14 protein-coding genes and 1 pseudogene are annotated in these 18664 nt (G+C 46.8%); 5 read left to right on the forward strand and 10 right to left on the reverse strand.

Translation table 11 applies throughout. The features are described 5' to 3' along the window. Positions 1 to 76: 76 nt before the first annotated feature. Positions 77 to 607 carry a DUF4129 domain-containing protein gene (locus QUB08_RS19145; protein ID WP_333226186.1) on the reverse strand — a complete coding sequence of 177 codons (531 nt, stop codon included), beginning with the start codon at positions 605 to 607 and terminating at the stop codon, positions 77 to 79. Between the two features lie 503 nt (positions 608 to 1110). Between QUB08_RS19145 and QUB08_RS19150 the strand changes: the two genes are divergently transcribed. The 3 genes from QUB08_RS19150 to QUB08_RS19160 all read left to right on the forward strand — a co-directional run bounded on the left by QUB08_RS19150 (position 1111) and on the right by QUB08_RS19160 (position 5648). Further along, positions 1111 to 2838 (forward strand): diflavin flavoprotein, encoded by a 1728-nt coding sequence (locus QUB08_RS19150; RefSeq protein WP_333226187.1) that lies wholly within the window; start codon positions 1111 to 1113, stop codon positions 2836 to 2838. A 442-nt stretch (positions 2839 to 3280) separates the two neighbouring features. Continuing rightward, a complete protein-coding gene (locus QUB08_RS19155) occupies positions 3281 to 3910 on the forward strand; it encodes a hypothetical protein (protein WP_333226188.1) in 630 nt (209 codons plus the stop codon). Beyond that, entirely contained in the window at positions 3903 to 5648 is a 1746-nt protein-coding gene (locus QUB08_RS19160; RefSeq protein ID WP_333226189.1) for a diflavin flavoprotein, read from the forward strand. The genes QUB08_RS19155 and QUB08_RS19160 overlap by 8 nt, the downstream gene beginning before the upstream one ends. Positions 5649 to 5841: 193 nt before the next feature. On the opposite strand, the gene pgsA is transcribed toward QUB08_RS19160, so the two are convergent. From pgsA to QUB08_RS19200, 9 genes and pseudogenes are all read right to left on the reverse strand, one after another. Next, entirely contained in the window at positions 5842 to 6360 is a 519-nt protein-coding gene (gene pgsA / locus QUB08_RS19165) for a CDP-diacylglycerol--glycerol-3-phosphate 3-phosphatidyltransferase (protein ID WP_333226190.1), read from the reverse strand. Positions 6361 to 6957: 597 nt separating this feature from the next. Then, positions 6958 to 7860, reverse strand: coding sequence for a calcium-binding protein (locus tag QUB08_RS19170; RefSeq protein ID WP_333226230.1), 903 nt, complete (start codon positions 7858 to 7860; stop codon positions 6958 to 6960). 114 nt (positions 7861 to 7974) lie between these two features. Then, positions 7975 to 8124: pseudogene (locus QUB08_RS19175) on the reverse strand (calcium-binding protein); the annotation flags it as partial. A 164-nt stretch (positions 8125 to 8288) separates the two neighbouring features. Continuing rightward, entirely contained in the window at positions 8289 to 8525 is a 237-nt protein-coding gene (locus QUB08_RS19180; RefSeq protein ID WP_333226191.1) for a hypothetical protein, read from the reverse strand. Between the two features lie 160 nt (positions 8526 to 8685). Beyond that, positions 8686 to 8982 carry a transposase gene (locus QUB08_RS32185; RefSeq protein ID WP_445300936.1) on the reverse strand — a complete coding sequence of 99 codons (297 nt, stop codon included), beginning with the start codon at positions 8980 to 8982 and terminating at the stop codon, positions 8686 to 8688. A gap of 732 nt (positions 8983 to 9714) precedes the next feature. Continuing rightward, positions 9715 to 10560, reverse strand: a complete 846-nt coding sequence (locus QUB08_RS19185) for an ADP-ribosylglycohydrolase family protein (protein ID WP_333226192.1) — start codon at positions 10558 to 10560, stop codon at positions 9715 to 9717. 81 nt (positions 10561 to 10641) lie between these two features. After that, the gene (locus QUB08_RS19190) at positions 10642 to 11307 is read right to left on the reverse strand and encodes a sugar transferase (protein WP_333226193.1); all 666 of its coding nucleotides are present in this window, start codon (positions 11305 to 11307) and stop codon (positions 10642 to 10644) included. Positions 11308 to 11626: 319 nt separating this feature from the next. Further along, positions 11627 to 15985 (reverse strand): hypothetical protein, encoded by a 4359-nt coding sequence (locus tag QUB08_RS19195; protein WP_333226194.1) that lies wholly within the window; start codon positions 15983 to 15985, stop codon positions 11627 to 11629. 295 nt (positions 15986 to 16280) lie between these two features. Continuing rightward, a complete protein-coding gene (locus QUB08_RS19200; protein WP_333226195.1) occupies positions 16281 to 16571 on the reverse strand; it encodes a hypothetical protein in 291 nt (96 codons plus the stop codon). Between the two features lie 658 nt (positions 16572 to 17229). Here QUB08_RS19200 and QUB08_RS19205 point away from each other — a divergent pair. Together QUB08_RS19205 and QUB08_RS19210 are read left to right on the forward strand one after the other, a co-directional pair. Continuing rightward, a complete protein-coding gene (locus QUB08_RS19205) occupies positions 17230 to 17943 on the forward strand; it encodes a Crp/Fnr family transcriptional regulator (protein ID WP_190663937.1) in 714 nt (237 codons plus the stop codon). Positions 17944 to 18033: 90 nt separating this feature from the next. Then, positions 18034 to 18531: a universal stress protein gene (locus tag QUB08_RS19210; RefSeq protein WP_333226196.1), complete on the forward strand. Its 498-nt coding sequence runs from the start codon at positions 18034 to 18036 to the stop codon at positions 18529 to 18531. Positions 18532 to 18664 lie beyond the last annotated feature (133 nt).

An 18664-nucleotide genomic window follows, 5' to 3' on the forward strand; every position in this document is an offset into this window, starting at 1 on the left:
TGAGTACCTACCCAAATGGAATTATCGTGCAGTTCCGACTATTTAGCAGACGCTAAAGTTATTAAATTTTCATTCCTTAATCATTAATCTGTTGATAAGCTTGCTGACACTTTTCAAAGGTTGATGCGGAAGCTTCCCTATTCCCAAAATATAGTTGCTCATGTATTTTTATCAAAGTTTCGTAAGGCACTGGCTGGGGTAATTGCTGGATTAATTGCAAATATTCGTCATCAGTGCCGCTTGGTTGGTCAACCACGGTGCCCGCATCATTTAACGTCTGCAACATCGCCATGTAAAGACAGCGGCAAGCTTGGCGGTATTTCCCTTGTTGCTGCAATTTTTGCGATCGCAACAACCACTCTGCTACAGACAAATCTTTAATTGTTTTTTCCGCACTTCCATCAGTTGTTTGATTCCTATTTTTAAAATTATGAATATAAGAATGTAACAGTTGCCAAATCTGCCAACTCGCCCAGACTGCAAGCAATGCTAAGATTAACCAAAAGGTGGCTTTAGCGATCGCCCCCAAGATCGGGGAATCAAACCAAGATGGCAATTTGACATTCGGTATATTTTGGGCAGTTTTTAGTTCCCACCACTCCTGCAATCGTTGTTGGGACTATCCTAATTGTCACCCCAAATTAGTTTTATCAAAGGAACTTTCGGACATAGCTTTACTTCAGTTAATCGATTTTGCCCTGTGGATTTGGGATTTTTTTATTCGCTCATTTTACTGCATATTTTGTACAACTGTTAAGTTGCTACTATAGCGGTTCTCAAGCGTGGTGAGGTATGGGAGCAAGCCCTATGCCCTATGCCCTATGCCCTATTCCCTATTCCCTATTCCCTATGCCAATTGCTCGCCTCATGTTACTGAGAAAGGCTATAACTAATTGACTGCTGGATAGGAATTTCCATGCAAAACTCAGTCCCTCGATCGCCAAACCGATCGAACTTGGTTTCTATACCACACATATTAGCTTTTTGTCAATAGATAGATATCACTTTTGGGATGCTTAACTGAGTGATAGGAAATTTGATAAAGATTTACAAAAGAAACGTGTCAGAATGGAAACAATAAGGTAATGGGTAACAGACAAGGAGGCACTGATGGTAGCGCTGACTGAACGAGTCCAACGCAGATTGACGGTGGAAAAAGTCGAAATTGCCTCTGATACAACGGCAATTCGATGCCTGGACTGGGATAGAGACCGCTTTGACATCGAATTCGGACTCAAAAACGGTACAACTTACAACTCATTCATCATTCGCGGTGAAAAAACAGCCCTCGTCGATACCTCGCACGAGAAGTTTCGCCAGCAATACATGGAAACTCTGACGGGGGAAATTGACCCCAAAGAGATTGACTATCTAATTATCAGCCACACCGAACCAGACCACAGCGGTTTAGTCAAAGACGTGCTGGCGCTGGCACCCCAAGCGATTGTCGTGGGGGCGAAAGTAGCTATTCAATTTTTAGAAAACCTTGTACACCAACCATTTGAGCGATTGGTAGTCAAAAACGGGGACAAACTAGATTTAGGAAACGGCCACATTATCGAATTCGTATCGGCGCCGAACTTGCACTGGCCCGATACTATTTTCAGCTACGACAGCAAAACTCAAGTGCTGTTTACCTGCGATGCTTTCGGGATGCACTACTGTTCCGACAGCACCTTCGATGACGATTTAGCAGCAGTTGAGGAAGATTACCACTTTTATTATGAGTGTTTGATGGCTCCCAATGCTCGATCGGTACTCGCTGCGATGAAGCGGATGGCAGAGTTGGGAGAAATTGGTACAGTTGCGACCGGTCACGGGCCGCTGCTGCGACACAACGTAGTCGAACTTACCGGACGCTACAAAAAGTGGAGCCAAGCGCAAGCTAAGGCAGAAACCACTGTAGCGGTATTTTACACCTCCGACTACGGATTTAGCGATCGACTCAGCCAAGCGATCGCCCACGGTATCACCAAAACCGGTGTCGCTGTGGAAATGATGGATTTGAGAATCGCCGACTTGCAAGAAGTTGCGGAACTTGTCGGTACCGCTGCCGGTATCGTAATTTGTTCGCCACCGAGTGGCGGTACTGCTGCTGTGAATGCCGAAGCCGCCATCAACACAATTTTAGTTGCAGCTAACAACAAACAATCTTTTGGTTTGTGCGAATCCGGTGGTGGCGATGACGCATCGATTTACCCGCTGCGAAACAAGTTCAAAGAGTTGGGTTTAAAAGAAGCATTTCCCAACATTTTAATTAAAGAATCACCGACTGAAGCGAGTTATCAACTTTGCGACGAAGCCGGCACCGACTTGGGACAGTGGCTGACGCGGGACAAAGCAGTCAAACAGATGAAATCCCTCGACAGCGACCTCGATAAAGCTTTGGGACGGATCAGCGGCGGACTGTACATCATCACCGCCCAAAAAGGCGATGTTAGCAGTGCGATGCTGGCTTCTTGGGTAACGCAAGCAAGTTTTAAACCGCTGGGTTTAACAATAGCAGTTGCGAAGGATCGGGCGATTGAATCGATGATGCACGCGGGAGATAAATTTGTTCTCAACGTGCTCGAAGAAGGCAATTATCAAACTTTGATGAGGCACTTTTTAAAGCGTTTTGCTCCTGGTGCCGATCGATTTGCCGGAGTTAAAACTCAACCAGCAACCAACGGTTCTCCGATTTTGACAGATTCCTTGGCTTACATGGAATGCGAAGTAGTTAGCCGGATGGAACTTTCGGATCATCATATCGTATATGCGATCGTCGATAGCGGCCGCGTATCCAATCCCGATGCACTGCCGGCAGTTCACCACCGCAAAGTGGGAAATCACTATTAGGAGGTCAGTTGACGGTTGACAGTTGACTGTTGTCAGAAGGAAGAAGGCGCTTCGGCGCGAGCGCAGCGCGTCAAAAGAAGGATGAAGGATGTTTCAACAAGCGCGTTTAACCCCTGATAAATGTCGTTTACATCCCAGGCCCGATCCCCCCTAACCCCCCTTCTTAAGGGGGGAACTGGAAACAGATCGAAGTCCCCCTTTTTAAGGGGGATTTAGGGGGATATAGCTTCGGATAAAAGCGACATATTTCAACGGTTTTAGGCTGGTGAGATCCATGCACTGTGCACCCGACGCCGCCAACAGTTGCTTTTCTTTATTTATTTCTTTCTCTCTTCCTTTCTTACTTACTCTGCGTTAGGGTGTGCAACACCTTACCAGGCGATAAAAGTACACCGGGCAAACTGTTGTCATTTTGACTCCTTTTTAACTAGGGGAATTACCAATGCCTAACAATCTTTTAGAAGACCGAGATTACACAATTATTATTGCCAGAAGCGATGCCAGCAGAGACCCCCAACATCCTTGGTACGAGGAGTGGGTAGAAGCACAGGCATCTCTGATCGACCTCGCAAAAAAATGTCAGGAACTTGACAGCGACGGCATCACCGTTTACGAAGCTTCTACTCCTATGTGGGAGTATAAAAATTCAAATGTTGCCCGGTTAGCTGAAATTTTGCAGCGACAAAATACGCAACCGGAGTCAGCAAGCCCGACTGCAATTAATTTGGAAGAAGCTCTTAAAGCAAGTTTTAGCGATTATTTCGCCAACAAAACAGATGGCAAAGGGAAGAAAGGAGCAATAATTGTTGCAGTTCTCGATGAAAAACCAGAACAAGTCGCTGCTGTCGCCGAAATTATTGTAAGTGCGGCAAATAAAATAGAGAAAGATGAAGAAATTGGAGTGAGCTTTATCCAAATTGGGGACGATTTGAAAACCAGGAAATTTCTGACTGACCTGGATACCAATTTACAGGGTCGAGGTGCAAGGTTTGACATTGTAGATACTAAATTTTGGCACGAAATCAAAAGAAGTTCTGTAGTTCAGTTTCTCATAGGTGCAATTAATGACTAACACTTTGACTCCTAGACTCGCATCGGATGCCAAACCCCGCGACGTGCAGTTTATCCCGATCGCACTCGATACTTTTATTGTGCGATCGCGCACTTGGGACAGACTCAAATTTGAAGTCGAGTATTCGCTGCAAAAGGGTACGACAGCCAATAGCTATATTATTCAAGCTGACAAAACTGCTTTGTTCGACCCGCCAGGGGAATCTTTTACTCAAAATTACATCGATTTTTTACAGCAACGGGTGGACTTGACCAAGCTGGATTACATAATTTTGGGGCATTTCAATGCTAACAGGTCAGTAACAATTAAAGCTCTGTTAGAATTAGCTCCTGAAGTAGCTTTGGTTTGCACGAATCCCGCCGCAATTAGTTTGCGCGCCGCTTTTCCAGACCAAGAATTAAACATTTTGATCGTTCGGGGAGAAGAAACTCTCAACTTAGGAAAAGGTCACGCCTTAAAATTCATCGCGACTCCAACTCCCCGTTGGCCTGATCAACTTTGCACCTACGATCCGCACACTCGAATCGTGTTCACTGACAAACTGTTTGGAGCTCACGTTTGTGGCGACCAAGTATTCGATGAAGGCTGGAGCGTTTACAGCGAAGATCGGCGCTATTATTACGATTCCCTGCACGCATCTCAGGCAAAACAAGTGCTGACCGCAATGGATAAATTCGCCGATTTACCAGCAGCATTTTATGCTCCCGGTCACGGCCCGATCGTCCGTTACGGCCTTAATGAACTGAGCAATTTGTATCGGGAATGGAGCCAGCAACAAAATTCAAAAGACTTGACAGTTGCTTTGATTTATGCTTCTGCTTACGGAAATACGGCGACTTTAGCGCAGGCGATCGCCAAAGGAATTACGAAAGCCGGAGTTGCGGTGGAAAGTATCAACTGCGAATTTGCCGAACCGGGAGAAATTCAAGAGGCGATCGAAAAATGCGCGGGCTTTATCATCGGAACTCCCACGCTAGCAGGACACGCTCCGACGCAAATTCAAACGGCTTTGGGAATAGTTTTATCTACCGCAACTAAGAGCAAATTAGCGGGGGTTTTCGGTTCTTTTGGCTGGAGTGGAGAGGCGATCGACCTAGTGGAAAACAAGCTGAAAGATGCTGGCTATCGAATTGGATTTGAGCCGATTCGAGCAAAATTTAAGCCGACGGCGGCGACAATTCACGAGTGCAAAGAAGCGGGAACCGATTTTGCTCAAGCTTTGATTAAATCGCAAAAATTGCGGGCACCGAAACCGCAGTTAGCAGCAGGGAGCGATCGCACTGAACAAGCCGTAGGAAGACTCGTTGGGTCCCTGTGCGTACTCTCGGCGCGGCGCGGGGATGTCACCAGTGCGATGCTGGCTTCGTGGGTGTCGCAAGCAACGTTTAATCCCCCTGGCGTGACGATTGCGGTTGCCAAGGATCGATCGATCGAAGGTTTGATGTACGCCGGAGATAAATTTGTGCTGAATATCTTAGCCGAAGGGCGACAGTTGCGGAAGTATTTCATGAAAAACTTTGCTCCCGGAGAAGACAGATTTGCCGGAGTCGAAACAATGGAAGCTAGCAACGGCTGTCCGGTTTTGACTGAGGCTCTAGCTTATTTGGAATGCGAAGTGATAAGTCGGATGGAATGCGGCGATCACTGGGTAGTTTATGCGGCGGTTGAAAACGGTCATTTGCTGAAAAATGATGGGGTGACAGCGGTGCACTACCGGAAATCTGGGAGTCATTATTAAGGGGAAGTAATCTTGATAAATCCTCGCTTTTCCCCCAGTCCGCCGGGGGTTTAAACCCCCGGCTAATAGCAAAAGTCCTCTAAAGAGGACTGATGATTTTAACAGTCCTCTTTAGAGGACTTTCGCTTTGAGGCAGGGGTTTCAACCCCTGCCGGACTGGGGGAAAGCGCGTGTTTAATGATATAAAACTCCCTTACTTTTCTTTTATTTCCTTTTCCGGCCATAGATAAATAGCGCCAGAAATCAAAGTTAAAGCCACAGAAACCCAAAAAGCAATTAATGCCGGAAAATTCCACGCTTCAGACAAAGGAGCAATTAAAAGTGCGATCGCCACAATCTGACTTACCGTCTTCAACTTCCCCCAAATATTAGCTCCCGAAATCGTAGTTTTATTAACACGCCACCCCGCAATTGTCAACTCCCTGCCCAAAATTAAAAACACTGCCCAGGCCGGCACTTTCCCCAACTCAATCAATACCAAAAGCGGCGCGAGCACCAACAATTTATCCACCAAAGGATCAAGAAACTTACCCAAATCGGTAATTTGATTCAGTTTCCTAGCCAAATAGCCGTCCAGCCAATCAGTAGCCGCAGCAATCACAAAAATTGCGGTGCAAATCCAGCGGCTTTGCGCGCTTGGGTCGTACAAACCGTAGAGTAGAAAAGGCACTCCCAGTAAGCGAGAAAAAGTAATCAAATTAGGCAAATTCATAAATCAAAAATTAAGGGCTAATCTACCAAGGCTTTCCTTAATTTAACATTTACACGACTTATAATCAGGTGGATTTACTTAATTAAACAACATTCTGATTATACTTGTCACAAGATTGGATAATTTATCGGATCAATTTGTTGTGTCGCCTCGCGCGATCGAATTCGATTTTTACTTCCGATTGGCGATCGTAACTGGCAAGAAAAATTCTGAAACCGACTTCATTAGCTCAGGGTAATCTTGGGCGATCGCGACTACCTCATGGCGAAACTGGGCAGGGAAATTGGCAGGAAGAAAAAGGATCTGCGGATTCCTGGCCAAAGACTAAACTCCTGCTGCCTTTAAAGAGACAGCAGGAGATAAAAACTGTCAAGGGACAGAATATAGATTTGTGCGGTGGTGGCAAGAAAACATGAACTTATTTACCGCGTATAAAGCCAGCTTGCGCTTGGTTTGGGCTTAAAATTTGTTTAAATATTGCACCATTCTCAAGAACAGGCAAGATGCCTGTTCCACAAAGAGTGAATTTTCTTGTGGAACAGGCATCTTGCCTGTTCCTAAAAAGCTTATTGAGAATGGTGCAACATCTCAGGTTAATTAAATGAGTGGTTCCTCAACGAAATGCGAGGCGTTAAATTGACGCACTCCTTGAACCACAGCTAGCGTTTCCGCTTGAGAAATCGGAATTCCGGCTTCAGGCGTGACGTAGATCCGGGTACTCGGAGTAGCAACCCCGTTAACTGTCAGCGAGATGTTCTGGAACGATAGGTCCTCAAAGGTAATCCCCTCCAGTAAGAAGTAGTCAGTCCCTTTCACGAAGTCCACGATGTAGTCACCAGCAGGAGGAGTAATAACTGGCTCACCGGGATCGATTGGTTCGGGCACAAAATCGGTGAACAGCAACTGGAAGTAGTCGGTGTCAGCCCCGCCGGTTAGCGTGTCGCGGGCGGTTTGAGTTTCCGCATCTTCGCCACCAAAAAGCAGGTCAATGCCAGCACCACCGATGATGCGATCGACACCTGCACCAGCATCCAGGAAGTCATCGCCTGCGCCACCATTGAGGACATCATTGCCCGCCAGTGTTTCAGCAACTCCGTAGTCGCCATAGATAGTGTCATTGCCACCCAGACCATTGAGGTTGTCATTGCCCTCGCCACCATCAATGAAGTCGCCTTCAGCGCCACCCCTGATGGTTTCTAAGCCAGTGCCACCTAACAGGGTGCTAGAGCCAGCGCCACCATCAAGGATGTCATTGCCATCCCCACCATCGAGGAAGTCAATGCCATCGCCACCATTGAGGAGGTCATCTCCGGCATAGCCGAGCAGAGTATCATTACCTGTGCCGCCATCGAGGGTATCGTTGCCGCCGCCCGCTAAGCTGTCGCCTTCTCCGTAGAGAGTGTCGTTACCGTCGCCGCCAACCAGGGAATCCGCTCCCCCAAAAATTTCGCCTTTTTCATCATCGCCGTAGATCACGTCATCGGTAAAGCCGCCAATCACGGTGTCATCGCCAACACCGCCCAATCCTGTGTCCTCGAAACCTACAAAGAGTTGGTCTTTTCCAGCCCCACCATCGAGGAAATCTTTACCATCGTTGCCATCGTCGGCATTTGAGCCTCCGTACAGGGTGTCATTGCCATCCTCGCCATACAATGAGTCTTCGCCTGAATCGCCAAAAAGTCGATCGGCTCCGATTCCACCATACAGGTTGTCCTTCTCCAGCCCACCGTAGAGGAAGTCGTTACCATCCTCACCATATAGAACCCATTTGAGATCTTTCTAACTTACAGCTAATCGTATGAGCATCAAGCGGACAAAACAAAGCTGGAGCTTGGCATTTGCCCGTTCAAGTGTCCGGTCAAAGTTTTTGACGCCAGCTTTTGCATCGCTCTACCCAAGCATTAGATCTCTCAATCACCCACCTAGCCTTAACTGGCACAAATCCTGATTTGCATGAAGGCTTCCTTTTCTGCTTTCGACGGTTTAGGTGAGAGTTGAAATTGGATCTTGGTCATGATTTCAGGGTAAATCAGTTCCAATGCTTGGGTCAGCTTGTCAGGATGATAACCATTATCTAGCAAGATGGTAATTTTTGGAAGTTCCAGCGGTTTAGATTTGAAGTAATCAATATTTTGGGAGAGCATCTCAATCAATACGCAGGTCATCAGATACATTGGCAGGAGTGCAGTGAGTGAAGAAAGGAAAGCCTAATATATCTACCGCTAGATGTCTTTTAATCCCATTTGTCGTTTTGTAAAAACAAAAACCTTTAGATTCAACACCCTTCATTACAAGTGTTCTTCACTGCTTGCGAATCGATCATGATCAAGGTCGTCCACTGTGGTTTTTTTTGACTTTTTCGCGCATTCTTCCGTGTAACTCCGTCATGATATTTTTCCAGATGCCATCTTCACACCACTGCTTATAATGCCAGAATACAGTAGAATATGGTGGCAGGTCTCTAGGTAAGTCCCCCCAATTGCAACCATTTTTGAGTTGATAAAATATCCCGTTCAGAATTTGTCGCTTTGTCCACACTGGTGGTCTGGTTTTCTTTTTTTGTGGTAACAACGGCTCGATAATTTTCCACTCTCGATCTGTCACATCGCTTGAATACCCCATTTTAGCCCTGACTTAGTTTCATTCCATTACTTCTGGCTATCATACTCGATCGCCCTAAAGATCTCAAATGGGTTCTATATACTTACCGATAACTATCGGTGCGAACATCCCAAGTAATTGTGAGTGGCTCTAACAATTTTTGGCATTGCTGCTGCTAGAGGATAGAGAGCAAAACTCGCCAACCCGCAGAGAACTAGACTATTTTTTTTTATGATAATTTTGTAATTTGAGATACATAATTTAATGGAGAATTGTGGGTTTAAAAAATATCTCGATCGACCTGCAATTCCTGGTCTTGAACCACGATCGCACTCGGCAGCTTCTGCCGCAACCAGCGGCGCAGACCAAGCACCCATAACCCCCGCACAAATCGCGTGATTAATCCCCACCGGCGACATTCCCGCACGGCTGACCAAAGTATTCAATTCACAGTTAAACTACTGCATAAAAGGCACTCCCAGCAAGCGAGAAAAAGTAATCAAATTAGGCAAATTCATAATAGAAAGAAGTTCGGCAACGCGCAGTGAATGGGGATTTAACGGATGTAACAGATATCAGGAAGAAGTCAATCGATTTTAGATTTTAGATTTTAGATTTTAGATTTTAGAATTGAAGCATTGACCCCACGAATTTATTCGGGGGGCAAGTTTCATCGGATACAGGTTTTTTATTTCTGGGTCCTGAGTCTGCTTTCGGAATGAATCCGGGGGCTTATATCCTGGATGCTTTCGGTCAGAAGTCGCTCCTGCAATTCATTAACTGTCGATCGAGTTCTATGATATAATCTCTGCCGTAAGATAGATTTTCTAATCCTTGTACCAGATTTTCTGGCAGGTCTTGGGCAATTTCACTGCTACAGGAACCAGCAGCTAAAGCAATAGTTGCTACTGTATCGACATCTCCCGAAAAGGCAATGCAAGCTTGGAGCAGTTTGCTCATACTATCATGGAGCATGACAGCAGTAATAGCTGCTCTAACACAGTCCAAACCTTTAACGCTGACTTCTCCTTGCCAAGGTATCGACCACTCACCAGGGACGTGCTTTTCTATAAAATTTCCCAAATTCTTCTTTAAACCTAGCTGATAAATAAAGTAATGGGACATCAAAGCGGCCGCTATAGCTGCATTAATGCCATCGGGACTATTGTGGGTAATTGCAGCTTGAATGGTAGCATTTTCGATGACTTTTTCAATAGTAGGAAAAATGCCAATGGGGCCTGCTCGCATCGCAGATCCGCTTTTATCGCTAGCAGAGTGAATTTTTTCTAAGAATTCTTTTCCGTCTTGAACTTGTAGCAAAAAATTGTAAAATTTTCCAGCATAACCAAATCGCCGATCGCGGTGAAAAGCTGCAACAAATTTGCTGGCTAAAAGTTCCGGCGTCCAAGGTTCTCGGCTGACGATAGCTTCTGCGATGGCTAAACTCATCTGCGTATCGTCGGTGTAACATCCAGGCTGAATATCGTGACGGGGATGCTTGATGTAACCGTTGAGATTGTTGTACAATTTGATCGTCTGGTGGTCAACAAACTCAAAACCCGCACCGTAAGCGTCACCAATCGCTAATTCTATTAACATATATTTAATCAGTTCCCAACTATTTCATCCCCAGTTTTTTCCTAAAATAATAAAAAAAACAACCCAAAACAACTTACCTATCTAACACGCACCGTTTTTACTCAAGACAACCAAAATTGTTTTGCAAATCAGAGTGATGTCGTAGACAACAGACCACTTACCCTGATAGTCGAGATCCATCTGCACAATCTCGTCAAAGTCTTTAACTCCAGAGCGTCCGTTGACTTGCCACTCCCCAGTCAGACCGGGTTTGACATTTAAACGTTGCCAGTGGAACTCGTCATAGGCAGCAACCTCATCAGGAGTTGGCGGCCGAGTTCCCACTAAACTCATGTCGCCGACTAACACGTTCCAGAATTGAGGCAACTCGTCCAAACTCGTGCTCCGCAAGAAGCGGCCGACGCGGGTAATTCGCGGGTCATTTTCATTCTTAAAAATGTGACCCTTGGCTTGGTTGCTCACTAAATGTTTGAGATTTTCTGCACCGACAACCATCGATCGAAATTTCCATATTCTGAAAGGTCGCCCTTTGAAGCTGCAGCGGACTTGACTGTAAAGCAGGGGGCCCGGATTGTCCAACAGCATCGCCACAGCCACCGGCACCGCCACCACAGCAGCAATTGCCAGTCCCAGCAGCGAGCCCAAAATATCGATCGACCGTTTTACCTTGCTCGTTACGGATCGGTGATGTTGTTGTTTTGATACACAGACTCTGTAAGTAAATTCTTGAAAAAATAAGGACAGCATTTCTGATAATGAGGATTTCGACGAGGCACCCATCGGAAATTTCATATGATTTGTCTCAACTTTAACGATCTCTTACGTCCATCTTATTAGCCATCCCAAATCTGCAGAACCTCAAATGCTCAGCTTTGCACAATCTTTAAAAAGCACTCACACTTTTATAAAGTTTCTATGTGTTTTCTATAAAAACGTATAAAGTTTATGTAAAGTTACGTAAATTTACAGAAAAAAGTTAGTCCTGGACGCACAAAAACCTGGTTTCGACTAGGACTCTTCCCGAAAGACAGGGAGGATTCTACTGAGAAACCGGGTTTTTTGCCGTTTAGCGATAAATATCGGTGCGAACATCCCAAGCAAGTGTTAGCGGCTCTAACAATTTTTGCTGGCTGCTAGAGGCGAGTTTGCCTAAATATTCGCGGACAACAGAGGCGTGTTCGAGATTCAACCGATAACCCCGTGAGACATCTTCAAAGAAAAGGGGCTCAGCAAAAATTGCTTCCCAATCAGGATTTTGCCTCGACTCCTCGGCGAGCAGCATGAAATCTTCCTCCGCAGGCACAAGTCCCGCCGGCAAATTTCCTTCCAAAATCCGCAAAATCCGGGGTTGGCAGGTGCGGGTATTCACGCCCTGGCGTTCCAACAACTGCAAAATTTCCTGAAAGCTCAGAGTTTCCTGGCCCAAAACCTGCATTAATTCCCACAGCAGAAAAAAGTCGCTGTACTGCTGCTGCGACACATCCAAAATTTGAGGATAGAGAGCCAAACTCGCTAACCCGCAGGCAACTCGACCAATTTTTTGGGGAAAATTTGTACTTTGAGATACAGAAAATGCAGAATTGTCAATCTCAAAAATATCTCGATCGCCCTGCAATTCCTGGTCTTGAACCACGATCGCATTCGGCAGCTTCTGCCGCAACCAGCGGGCAATCGCAGGCCAAGCACCCATACCCCCCGCACAAATCGCCTGATTAATCCCCGCCGGCGACATTCCCGCGCGGCTGAGCAAAGCATTCAATTCACGGTTCAACTGCTGCACAAAAGGCACTAAAACCAGACTTTCCAAATCTTTGCGTTTCACATCCCAATGCTGCTGACCAATATCCAAAGCAAAACTTTTTTGATGTTGCAAAATAACTTTTATTTGCCTTGCCGCCTCTAACAATTGCAGGCCAAAAGCAGAACCTTGTAACCGCTGCTGCAATTGATAACGACTCGGCAAATCTGGATGGCCAGGACGTGGCAAATCGATCGACATTCCCCAGGTTTCATTTTTAGCCAACAACTGACAGATAATATCCTGATCGAAAGCATCGCCAGCCGCATCAAAACTGTGGCAAGTAAAATCAGCACGAGTTAAATCTTGAAGATTGGACGGCAACTCAACTAAAGCGAATTCCACCGTCGCCGCCCCCGCATTCAAAATCAAAGTTCCCCCGCTAAAAGAGGAAGCATTCACACTCAGCGGTGCAGCTTCTTCACCGCCCTTAGCAGAATCCACGGCTGACGACTCGACTTCCATGCCATTTTTCACAGGAGTTACAGCAGCAAGCAAAGTGGCGATCGCATCTTCCACCACAAAAATTTGCGAACTAGAAGCCACCAGAGACGCACCCAAAACCGCCTCCCGCAGATTAAACATATAAACATCCGACCAGCCGGCCGGAGTCCCCAAAATTACACCCTGCAAGTCTAAAAGCGCCGCATCGAGAGTTTCTGGCGTCAGTCCCGAAGCCCTACAAATTAAATTAGAAACTGGCAATCCTGCAAAATTCGCCCTTGGTGCAGAATCCAAAATTTCCCCCGATTCGGCAAATTTTTGTCCCCGCAAACTCGGATTCAAAGTAGCCAGCAGCGCCCGCACACATTGCAGTGGCAAGGCGATCGAAAAAGCCTGCAAGGGCGACCACTGCAACAGCGGTTCGTACATCCCAGCAGCCTCCCGCTGATAAGGAATGCCCACCTTTAAAGGCAATTTAAAATTTTCCAGTAAAAATTCTCCTGCAGGCAAAGCCTGGGGTCGGAATCCCACCGACTTGACTGTCACCTCTGACCCTGGGCTTCCTGGGGCTGTTTGGACCAGCACCGCAGCCGAGGGAATCCGACAACTGGCGTCTGCTGCCCAAGCCTCAGCCTGCGATGCTTCCCAGTAAATCGGGTGCAACTGGCCGCTGGTGCGATCGAGTAAAGCCGCAGACAGGCCGGTGGAACCAAAATCAATGCCCAAATACCAGCTAGAATTCCGGCGTTGTCGGGATGGGGCGATCGCACCTGCGGCAGAATGCCCAGCCGAGTCTTGCTGCTGTGTTTCGGCAAACTCGCTAAAATCGGTTTTCCCCTCAACAACTCCTGCTTTACTCTCTGTCGAAATTAGGTTTTTTTTTTGACTTTCTGGAGGACTCGATCGCAGTTCGTTAGTTTCGGCAGTTTCTGGAGGGGGAGAATCAGTCAAAGGTTGATCGGTCTCGGTCAAACTAGCCAAAATCTCGTCTAGCGTCAAATTCGAGTCGTCTTCCTCAGCCAACAAATCATCCTCAAGTTCGTCTTCCAAAACAAAGGGTTCATCATCCGAGGAGAGTTCCAAAACATCGGAGAACAAATCCTCCAGCGTGCCGAGTTCTTCCTCTGCCACCTCCGCAAAGGGATTTTTTGCAATGCCTTCGGGGGAACTCGCCGCTAAATCCAAGCTGTTAGCGGCTGAGAAATTCGATCGCCGCGAGTTAGTATTTTCCAATCCCTCCAGATTGTAGAGGTCTGCCTCCAAAAGTTCCAGAGTATTGTTGTCCAAATTTAGAGCTCGATCGAGGTCATCTTCTAATTCCTCGACCGGCAGCAACTCCTCGTCCGGCGAAGCTTGGATGTACTCCTCATCGAGTCGCTGCGACGAAGTGCCGGACTCGCCAGTTTGAACCTCACCGATACTTGGCACATGAGACTCGGCACTGGGGAGGTTTGGGCTAATTTCGGCAGGCGTTCTCAACGGCAAAGGTGGCGATTCAGGCATCGCAGCGTCGAACTGCTCGCCTTGGTTTTGACCCGTTTCTAGATTTTCTCGATCGTCCCCGTCAATTTGCACCTCAGCAGTTGAGGGTGGTGCGGCTGAAACTTGAGGTACTGTTGCCACTTGCGGTTCAAATAAATCTGCCGTATCTAAAGTTAGAGACTCTACAGAATTACCCATTACAAAGTCTGAATCTTCATCTACTAAAATCTCTTCCAGAGTTTCCCCTTCATCCAGCAGATTTACAAACAAATCTTCGGTCATTTTTAGCGCTGTGGCAGTTTCCCTATCCGTCGCCGCTTCTTGATATTGTACACCTTCACTTTGGGTCTCCTTTACAGTATTTTCTACCGGAAAAATTTCGCTTTGTAATTCTACTTCAGGAACCGCTTCTCCCGCGAACAAACTTGCATACAAATCCTCAATATCTTCGCTTGTTTCTGTTAAGCTATTCTCCACTTCACCGCCAGGAAACAGAGTTGCATTTTGAGATATTTCGGGTGCAGAACCGAACAAATTATCTTCCAACTCCGGGAGCAAAATTGGGGCTTGAATCCGGTCGCGTTCGCGCCTCAACAGTCCGTATTGCGGAGAAATTTCTGTACCGGCGTAGGGAAATCTGTCTTGTTCTCCGAATTCGCCGGTGCGAATTTCCTGCACCGAGTCTCCAGTCTGAGTCTCTGGGGCTGAGTGCTCTATCGGAGTATTTGAAAGGGCGGGAGCGACAGAAGATCGATCGGCGGCGGTTGGGGTAACGGTTTCGAGATTATTTGCTAAATCGATCGGCTGTTGAACGTAGGAAGACGCTTCTCGCCCCAACTGTGAGGCCAAGTGGTTGACCAAAGCCGCGAACATCGCCTCGCTCTGCTGGCTCAAACCGTACATATTTTCAAGTTCTTGTCTCAAGGAAGCTTGATAGCTTTGCAGATTTGCTTGCAAAGCCTCGAACACGATAGCCATCCTCGAATCGAGGCTCATCAGCAGACTGTCAGCATGAGATTGGAAAAGTTGCATTTGCTCCAACCTCTGAGCCGGCGTCAGCAGCGGGTGTTCTTCTGAGGTTTGTCGGTTAAGTGTTACGTCAATAGCCGATGGTTCATCAGGCGCACTGCCCAAAGAGTATGGTGCTGAGATGCTTTGTAATAACTGATTTTCTAGGGAATTTAGAATTTGGGAGAAATCGCTAGTCAAGGTTTCTTCCAAGCGGGCAGTCAGTACCTGCAAGAATTCAGCAATGATTTGCTGTTGGTTGGCTTGTTGCTGAGCTAGGGATTGTTGCTGCTGCCGTTTTGCTTCTAGCTGTTTGATTTCTTGAATTAGAGCTTGCTGCTCTTGCCGCAGAGCTTCTATGTCTTCTTGGAGCGGCCCTGTCAGGCTGGAACGCAGGTGGCTGATTTCTCCGGTTACGGCCAGCATGATTTGCTCTGCTGCTGAGGGGCCTGGGGGGGGCAGAGGCACTTTGGGTACTGGAACTGGTTCGGGGCGGACATTTTGGCGGGCGGGGGCCTTTGGGGCCGTTAGCTTTGAGTCTGAGGAAACCAGATAAGCGCGAACTCGCTCTAAAAGTTGGCGCTGGTGGACAGTATCAAGAGAACCCGTCCAAGGCAAGCGGGGTGCGGGCTTGCTGAGTACCTCGTCTATCTCAGCAATCAGTGCTTGAATTTTGTACTTCTGAGAATTCAAGGGCGGAACCTCTGGGAATGCGGCTTGGGAGAAACTTTACCGAAAAAAGACTGAAGTCAGGCGGCAGCGATGCCAATAGATAGAATAATCTGAATGGGAGTCCGTCAATCGATTTTAGATTTGAGATTTTAGATTAAAGAATTGAAGCATTGACCCCACGGATAAATACGTTCGGCAAGTTTCATCGGATACAGGTTTTTTATTTCTGGGTCCTGAGTCTCCGAAGGAATGAATCACGTGGCGGGTATCCTGGATGCTTGATTGTCAATTACCCACTAATATTTTATGACAACTGTTAATTAACGTTTTGTCTTCGGATAACTTCTATATGCCTTTGATAGGTTAGCCGGTACTTCCGCACCAAATGCCCGCTTCTATCAATTACCAGTGCTGTCAAATTCTGCGACTCAGGGGCGAGTTTCCCTGCCGGGAGGCTGATTCCTGCTCGGAATAGCTGCGATCCCGACGAACTTTTGCCTTCACCGGCTGAAACGGCGGGCCGCACACTGTCACCGCGAGTTTCGTTAGCATGGTGGCGCGCCACAGTCTCTTGAGCTTTCACCGACTTGGAAAAAACCTCAAACAATTTGCGATTTGGGATGCCGAGATTCGGGATTTTCCCCGTTGACTCGGTTTGAGTAACCTTTGATCATAGCCTTTTCTCTGTATTGATGGCTAGATACTAATGGTACAATAATCTTGGGGTAGCAGAAAAGTTTGCTGGGAAGTGGGTGGGTTTCGCTCGCCAAGAGCGCCAGTATTTAGGCTTGCAATGGCTGTGGATTTTGCCGATCGTGCTGACATTGGCCAGGTTCTAGGCAGTTGCTCGGATTTGGGCTCTGTCTACCGTGCTTGCACCCCTTGCGATCGTGGATTCTGCCTTCTCGACTGCAGGGCCGACTGACAACAAATCTCTCAGCAGTGTTAAGCTTGTCTTCGCGAAGTGCTTTCAAAGGTAATTCGATCGGCTCAGTCGTTTGCCACATTGCTAAAATTTTGTTAATAAAATGTGCTCAGTGGTATATATCTAAAAAATTATGGTATATTCTTTAGTTTCTGGCTCCAAATCAGAGCTTGAGGCTATTAATTACCATATTGAGCCTTTGACCGCAAAACTTTAGAGGTAAAATTGCCGATTTAGATCCTTGTTTCTCAAATCTTGAATCTCAAATCGAATGACTCGGCTGCAAGCTATTTGTAACTGCCCAGCGCAGCTCAAGCGCATAAATTAAAATGATGGCCTCATGGAAGACCGCTTTAACACCCGAGACCCGAATTCTAATATAAATCAATTGATAGTTTCTACTCCTTTTTTTGCAGGATTACCCGATCCTGTAATCGAGAGAGCAACTGTCCACATCGTTACCCGCAGTCATCCGTCAAATCAAGTGATTTTACTCGAAAATGACTGGGGAACATCAGTGTATTTTATATTGGATGGTTGGGTGAAAATTCGCACCTACAACCTAGACGGAAAAGAAGTAACACTGAATATTTTAGGCAAAGGAGAATTATTCGGGGAAATGGCCGCGATCGAAGAAGCACCGCGATCGACAGATGTGATCACCCTAGCCCCGACACTGATCGGCAATATGCCATCTCAGGATTTTGTGCAGCTCATTCATACCGAGCCGCTAGCAGGCATTCGGCTAGCTCAACTGATGGCGCGTCGCCTGCGACAAGTCAACCGCCGCCTGCGTTTGCGAGAGTCGGACAGTACCTCGCGAGTAGCAGATATTCTATTATTTTTGGCCGAGGGACAAGGCAAAAAAATCCTGGAAACAGGAGGTACTGAAATACCGAACCTGCCACACAGAGAACTGAGCAGCCTCAGCGGGCTGGCTCGCGAAACAGTAACGCGAGTGCTGAGCAAGCTGGAAAAAAAAGGAACTATTCAGCGCGAACGTGACGTTTTGTGCATTCCCGACCTGCACGCCTTAGAGCGTCTGTTAGTCTAGAAGTATCAGAGATTGCTTTTATTGAATCTATTTCCAAAGCACTCTCTGTTAACTAACTGATATTAATGATTTCCCGCAGGAGGTAAAGCTGTGAGTTTTAAGAAAATTTTCGCCGCCTTAGATGATTCTGAACTGGGCCACCGTGTCTTCACCCAAGCTTTAGAATTAGCTCTGAACGATCGGGCCCAGGTGATGCTATTTAACTGCGTTACTGTCAGCACGCTGGGGGAGACAGCAGTGCCAATTCCGGTAGATTTGGGCATGAATGTCGAGTTAATGGATCAAGCTTATCAAGCTCAACGTTTGCGGCTGGAAAGCTACGTAAAACAGGCTTCGGGTTTGCTAAAAAATTACTGCGACGCTGCAGCAAAAAAAGGATTGCAGGTAGAATTTGACTGCAAAAAGGACGGCGATCCGGGCCATTGTATCTGTGAAGCCGCCGAAAATTGGGGCGCAGATTTAATAGTCTTGGGAAGGCGTGGCCGCACGGGGCTGGCAGAAGCTTTCCTCGGCAGCGTCAGCAATTATGTCGTTCACCACGCATCTTGTTCGGTTTTGGTAATCCAAGAAGTCAAAAGCGAAAAATAATGCTGCTGAAAATTTTTGCTGAGAACATCCATCTAAAATAAGACTTGCGTTCCTACCGAAACCCGGTTTCTGCGAGCAATATTAAATTTGGCGGCGAGGCATCCAAACAGTGAAACCGGGAATCAGCCGTATC

The sequence above is a fragment of the Microcoleus sp. BR0-C5 genome, assembly GCF_036705045.1.
GTDB lineage: Bacteria > Cyanobacteriota > Cyanobacteriia > Cyanobacteriales > Microcoleaceae > Microcoleus.